This is a genomic window from Mesorhizobium sp., from assembly GCF_005063415.1.
Classification (GTDB): domain Bacteria; phylum Pseudomonadota; class Alphaproteobacteria; order Rhizobiales; family Rhizobiaceae; genus Mesorhizobium.
This window is the reverse complement of record NZ_SUEG01000195.1, coordinates 2,795-8,188: the sequence shown is the minus strand read 5'-3', so window position 1 is coordinate 8,188 and position 5,394 is coordinate 2,795. Positions and strand designations below refer to the sequence as shown.

Here is a 5,394-nt window from a genome sequence, read left to right as displayed (position 1 = left end):
CTGTTCGCGATGTCCCAGGTCCAAACACCCCCTTGAGGGGGAGATGTCCGGCAGGACAGAAGGGGACGCGACGGAACGCAAGCATGGTAATTTTTATCCGCCCACCGCCCGCAGCAGCGCCCGCGAGATGATGTGGCGCTGGATTTCCGAGGTGCCCTCCCAGATGCGCTCGACGCGGGCGTCGCGCCAGATGCGTTCCAGCGGCAGATCATCCATCAGCCCCATGCCGCCATGGATCTGGATCGCCTCGTCGGCGACGAAGGCAAGCATTTCGGTGGCCTTCAGCTTGGCCATGGCCATGTCCTGATCGGTGACGGTGCCCTGATCGTACTTCCAGCCGGCTTCGAACACCATCAGGTCGGCGGCCTTCAGCTCGGTCGCCATGTCGGCGAGCTTGAACGACACGCCCTGGAACTTGCCGATCGGCTGGCCGAACTGCTGGCGTTGCGCGGCGTATTCGATGGCGTGGCCAAGCGCCCGCTCGGCGCGGCCGAGGCAGGTGGCGCCGACCTGCAGGCGCGTTGCGCCGAGCCATGAATTGGCGACGTCGAATCCCTTGTGCACCTCGCCGAGAACCTGACTGGCCGGCAACCGGCAATCGTCGAATTCGAGGATGGCATTGGTGTAGCCGCGATGCGAGACATTGCGGTAGCCGTCGCGCACGGTGAATCCCTTGGTACCCTTGTCGACGAAGAAGGCGGTGATCTTCTTGCGTTTGCCACGCGAAGACTCTTCCTCCCCCGAGGCCATGAAGACGATGGCGAAATCGGCGAGGTCGGCGTGGCTTATGAAATGCTTGGTGCCGTTCAGCACCCAGTCGTCGCCGTCTTGCACGGCGGTTGCCTTCATGCCGCGCAGATCGGAACCGGCGCCCGGCTCGGTCATTGCCAGGCAATCCCATTTCTCGCCGCGAATACAGGGAAACAGATATTTTTCGCGCTGCTCCGGCGTGCCGGCGAGAAGGATGTTCGAAGGCCGCGCCACGCAGGTCCAATGCAGCGCGTAATTGGCGCGGCCGAGTTCCTTTTCATAGAGCAACCAGGTCACCGTATCGAGCCCGGCGCCGCCGACTTCCGTAGGCATGTTGGCGGCATAGAGGCCGGCTTCGATCGCCTTGGCCTTGATCTCCTCGATCAGCTCGCGGCGCAGCACGCCGGTACGCTCCACTTCGCGCTCATGCGGGTAAAGCTCGTTCTCGACGAACGCCCGCGTCGTCTCGACGATGAGCTTCTGCTCCTCCGAAAGACCAAAATCCATGGTCTCAGCCTTTCTTCTTTTTCTTCGCCTTTTCAGCCTTGGCCTTTTCGGCCGCCTTGGAGGCAACGGGCTTCTTCGCCGCAAGCTTGGCCAGCTGCCTGGTGTAGTCCTTATGCAAGGCGCCGGCACCCCAGCCTTTGCCTTTGTTCTGCTTCGACAGTGCCTCCATGATGGCGATCAGATTGTCGTCGCGGATCTTTTCGAGCTCGCGGATCGACAGGCCGTGCGCCTGGTCGTCCGACTGGGTGGCGATCAGCTCGACCAGCTCGTCGTTGAACTCCGGCACGTCCATCAGCTTGGTCCACGGCCATTTCAGGCACGGGCCGAACTGCGCCATGAAGTGGCGCATGCCGGCCTCGCCGCCGGCGACGCGATAGACCTGGAACATGCCCATCTGCGCCCAGCGCAGGCCGAAGCCATAGCGCATGATGTCGTCAAGCTCCTCGACCGTGCAGATTCCGTCCTTGATCAGCCACAGCGCCTCGCGCCAGGCCGCTTCGAGCAGGCGGTCGCCGACGAAGGCCTCGATCTCCTTGCGGATCACCACCGGCTTCATGCCGATCGAGGCATACATCTCCTTGGCGACCTCGATCGCCTCGGGAAAGGTCTGTTCGCCGCCGACGATCTCGACCAGCGGCAGCAGATAGACGGGGTTGAACGGATGGCCGACGACCAACCGTTCCGGGTGCTTCTTCATCGCCACCTGCATGTCGGTCGGCTTGATGCCGGAGGTGGAGGAGCCGACAATGGCGTTGGCCGGCGCATAAAGGTCGATCTCGGCCAGCACGCGGTGCTTCAGGTCGAGCCGCTCAGGCACGCTTTCCTGGATGAAGTCGGCGTCTGCCACCGCCTCGGCGATCGTCTTGGCGAAGGTAAGCCTGCCCTCCTTCGGCAGGCCGCCGGGCAGCATCTGCTTGTAGGCGCGTCGCGCTCCCTTCATCACCTCGCCGACCTTGCGTGACGCCTCGGGGTCGGGGTCGAAGATCGATACGTCGATGCCGTTGAGCAGCAGCCGCGCCACCCAGCCGGCGCCGATGACACCGCCGCCGATGGCGGCCGCCTTGTTGATGATGCTCATGCGGAGGCTCCGGTTCTTGCGCTGGCTGTTGCGGGGTCGGTGAGGGCGACACGCTCGCCGGCACGGATAACGGACGCGTCATAGGCCTTGCGCGCGAACACTTCGAGCACGAAGGGCCGGAAGAAATCGATCGGCAATGTCTCGTAGTCGGGATCGAAGCTCGACTGATCCCAGCGTTCGCAAAACTCATCGCAATCGTCGAAGTAGGTGTGCCCGGCGAAACGGTCGCGGGCGTGCGGATTGCCGCCGAGGTGATGGGCGTAATAGAGACGCTGGAAGTCGCCGTGCTTCTCCACCACCCAGGTGCATTGCTCGCGCACAAAAGGCTTCAGGATCGACGCCGCATACTCGTCGTGACTATAGGGTGCATAGATGTCGCCGATGTCGTGCAGCAAGGCGCAGGCAATCCAGTCGGTGTCGGCGCCGTCGCGCCAGGCCCGTGTTGCCGCTTGCAGCGAATGGCCGAGCCGGGTGATCTTGTAGCCCGACAGGCCCTCGTCGAGTTGGACCAGCGCGTCGAGCAGACGCTCACCGGTCTTTGCCGCATAGTCGATCTCGTGCTCGGTGAGGAAGGCATAGTCCTCGCGGTCGCCGTCCTTCATGGCGGTGAATTTCACGGTCTTCATCGGCGGCTCCTCCCAACCGGGTTCTTCCCGCCCTTGTTCAAAGCGGTGCGCGCTTCGTCAGGTTCAGCTTCTTGCGTACCTCGTCCGGGCCGATGACCCTGGCGCCCATATTCGACACGATGCTGACCGCCCGCTCGACCAGCTGCGCATTGGTCGCCAGCACCCCCTTGTCGAGCCAGAGATTGTCCTCCAGCCCGACGCGGACATTGCCGCCGGCGAGCACCGCGGCAGCGACATAGGCCATCTGGTTGCGGCCGATGGCAAAGGCCGACCAGTTCCAGGTCGACGGCACATTGTTGACCATGGCCATGAAGGTATTGAGGTCGTCCGGCGCCCCCCACGGCACGCCCATGCACAATTGCACCAAGGCGTCCGGCTTCAGCACTTCTTCCTCGACCAATTGCTTGGCGAACCACAGATGCCCAGTGTCGAACGCTTCGATCTCCGGCTTGACGCCGAGCGCCGTCATCATGCCGCCCATGGCGCGCAGCATACCGGGCGTGTTGGTCATGACATAATCGGCTTCGGCGAAATTCATCGTGCCGCAGTCGAGCGTGCAGATTTCCGGCAGGCACTGGCGCACATGCTCCATGCGGTCAGTCGCGCCGCCCATATCCGTGCCTTTTTCGTTCAGCGGCAGCGGCTTCTCCGGCGGGCCGAATACCATGTCGCCGCCCATGCCGGCGGTCAGGTTCAAAACGACATCGACGTCCGCCGCGCGGATGCGCTCGGTTATTTCGCGATAGAGATGCACGTCGCGCCTAGGCTTGCCGGTCTCGGGATCGCGCACATGGCAGTGCACGATCGCCGCCCCGGCCTTTGCTGCCTCGATGGCCGAATCGGCGATCTGCTTGGGCGAACGCGGCACATGCGGGCTGCGGTCTTGCGAACTGCCGGACCCGGTCACGGCACAGGTAATGAAAACCTCACGGTTCATCGCTAGCGGCATCGGACTCTCTCCCAATAGAACGTAGGGCAAGAATGCCTGACTTGCCGGAAACTGTTTTGCGTTTTACGAAGATCGTGTGACTAAAAACGAAAAACCGACGATCTTTCGGGTCGAGCGTTTGCCGCTCAAGGTGACGCTGCTGGTATTCTCCGGCTCGTCGATCATGTGCGTCGCCTCAGCCGTCGATCCGTTGCGCGCCGCCAACCGTATTGCCGGTGAGACGCTGTTCGATTTCAGGCTGGTCTCGGTCACAGGCGAGGCGCCGGTCACCACATGCGGCCTGCCGGTGGCCGTCAGCGGCCGCTTCGATGCGGCTGACACAACCGACATGCTGGTCGTCGTCGCCGGCTTCGGCACGCAGAACTACGCCACATCGGCTCTGCTGTCCGGACTGCGCCGGGCGGCGCGCGCGGCACGCGCCTGCGGCGGCGTCGAGGCCGGCACCTGGCTGGTTGCCCGCGCGGGTCTGCTGGAAGGGCGCAGCGCCACCACCCACTGGGAGGACATGGAGGATTTTTCATCGGCCTTTCCCGGTGTCGACGTGCGCCCCGACCGCTACGTCATCGACGGCCCGGTGTTCACCTCCGGCGGCGCCTCGCCGACCTTCGACCTGATGCTGCATCTGATCCGCACGCGGCTCGGCATGGCCGTGGCGCTCGATGTTGCGAGCGTCTTCATCTACGACCAGGCGCGCGCCGCGACCGACGCCCAGCCGCTGGTCTCGCTCGGTCGTCTTGACGGCTACGATCCCAGGCTGGCGCAAGCCATCCGGCTGATGGAAGCGCATGTCGACCAGCCGCTGACCATCGCCGCAGTGGCAAAGCGCGCCGGGGTGACGGCACGGACGCTGGAAAGCATCTTTCGCAAGTCGATCGGCGAAACGCCCGGCGCTTATTACCTCAGGCTGCGCCTCGGCGCCGCGCGCCGGCTGGTGGTCGACACGCGCATCGCCATGGCGGACATTGCCGGGCGAACGGGGTTTTCGTCCGCCGCGGCATTTTCCAGAGCGTTTTCAAGAGCGTTCGGCGAAGCGCCGGTCAGGCTGCGCCAGAGATAATGCATGTCGCCCAAAAGTGCGTAGCGGTTTTGGGGTAACGACATGCATAGACAAAGGTGGTTCAGGCAGCGTCCTGGCGGACGCTGTTGCCGCCGATCTGCGAGCGCATCTGTCTCGCAAGATGGGTCTCGAAGCGGCTGGCGACCGCGCGATCCCATTCGTTTGCACTCAGCGCACCATGCTTCGGGTGCGGCAGCGCCATCAGCCGGTCGATGATCGATCCGGCCTCGCCAGATGAGAGCAGGGCGTCGATTTCGCGTTCGTGCTGCATATCGTTTCGCCTCCTTCTTTCTGTTCCCGCCACGAACCACATATACGAGATTCGTGACGGCTGTTTGAAGGCAAGAGCGAGGCGATTGAGGGGCGGCGCGAGGCAAAACCTTGTCGTCGGTTCCGCCCTCGCGCAAAGCTGTTCCGGACCGGCGGG

The 5,394-nt window shown here is 63.8% G+C and carries 6 protein-coding genes; 1 reads left to right on the top strand and 5 read right to left on the bottom strand.

Annotated elements, in window-relative coordinates:
* Window positions 1-93: 93 nt before the first annotated feature.
* Genes E5W70_RS29220 through E5W70_RS29205 form a run of 4 tightly spaced genes read right to left on the bottom strand, consistent with a single transcriptional unit; the run spans window position 94 to window position 3,910 of the window.
* Window positions 94-1,257 (bottom strand): acyl-CoA dehydrogenase, encoded by a 1,164-nt coding sequence (locus E5W70_RS29220; protein ID WP_292664765.1) that lies wholly within the window; start codon window positions 1,255-1,257, stop codon window positions 94-96.
* Window positions 1,258-1,261: 4 nt separating this feature from the next.
* Window positions 1,262-2,335: a 3-hydroxyacyl-CoA dehydrogenase NAD-binding domain-containing protein gene (locus E5W70_RS29215; RefSeq protein ID WP_292664764.1), complete on the bottom strand. Its 1,074-nt coding sequence runs from the start codon at window positions 2,333-2,335 to the stop codon at window positions 1,262-1,264.
* Entirely contained in the window at window positions 2,332-2,961 is a 630-nt protein-coding gene (locus E5W70_RS29210) for an HD domain-containing protein (RefSeq protein WP_292664763.1), read from the bottom strand. Before E5W70_RS29210 ends, E5W70_RS29215 begins: the two co-directional genes overlap by 4 nt.
* A gap of 37 nt (window positions 2,962-2,998) precedes the next feature.
* A complete protein-coding gene (locus tag E5W70_RS29205; protein ID WP_292664762.1) occupies window positions 2,999-3,910 on the bottom strand; it encodes a 3-keto-5-aminohexanoate cleavage protein in 912 nt (303 codons plus the stop codon).
* A 76-nt stretch (window positions 3,911-3,986) separates the two neighbouring features.
* Between E5W70_RS29205 and E5W70_RS29200 the strand changes: the two genes are divergently transcribed.
* Complete coding sequence (locus E5W70_RS29200) at window positions 3,987-4,967, top strand: GlxA family transcriptional regulator (protein WP_292664761.1); 981 nt, start codon at window positions 3,987-3,989, stop codon at window positions 4,965-4,967.
* Window positions 4,968-5,028: 61 nt separating this feature from the next.
* Here the strand turns inward: E5W70_RS29200 and E5W70_RS29195 are convergent, their stop codons facing one another.
* Window positions 5,029-5,238, bottom strand: a complete 210-nt coding sequence (locus tag E5W70_RS29195) for a hypothetical protein (protein WP_292664760.1) — start codon at window positions 5,236-5,238, stop codon at window positions 5,029-5,031.
* Window positions 5,239-5,394: the final 156 nt, after the last annotated feature.

Excerpts from the sequence above, each read along its gene's own strand:
- E5W70_RS29220 (WP_292664765.1), bottom strand. The coding sequence starts at position 1,257 with ATGGATTTTGGTCTTTCGGAGGAGCAGAAGCTCATCGTCGAGACGACG.
- E5W70_RS29215 (WP_292664764.1), bottom strand. The coding sequence starts at position 2,335 with ATGAGCATCATCAACAAGGCGGCCGCCATCGGCGGCGGTGTCATCGGC.
- E5W70_RS29210 (WP_292664763.1), bottom strand. The coding sequence starts at position 2,961 with ATGAAGACCGTGAAATTCACCGCCATGAAGGACGGCGACCGCGAGGAC.
- E5W70_RS29205 (WP_292664762.1), bottom strand. The coding sequence starts at position 3,910 with ATGCCGCTAGCGATGAACCGTGAGGTTTTCATTACCTGTGCCGTGACC.
- E5W70_RS29195 (WP_292664760.1), bottom strand. The coding sequence starts at position 5,238 with ATGCAGCACGAACGCGAAATCGACGCCCTGCTCTCATCTGGCGAGGCC.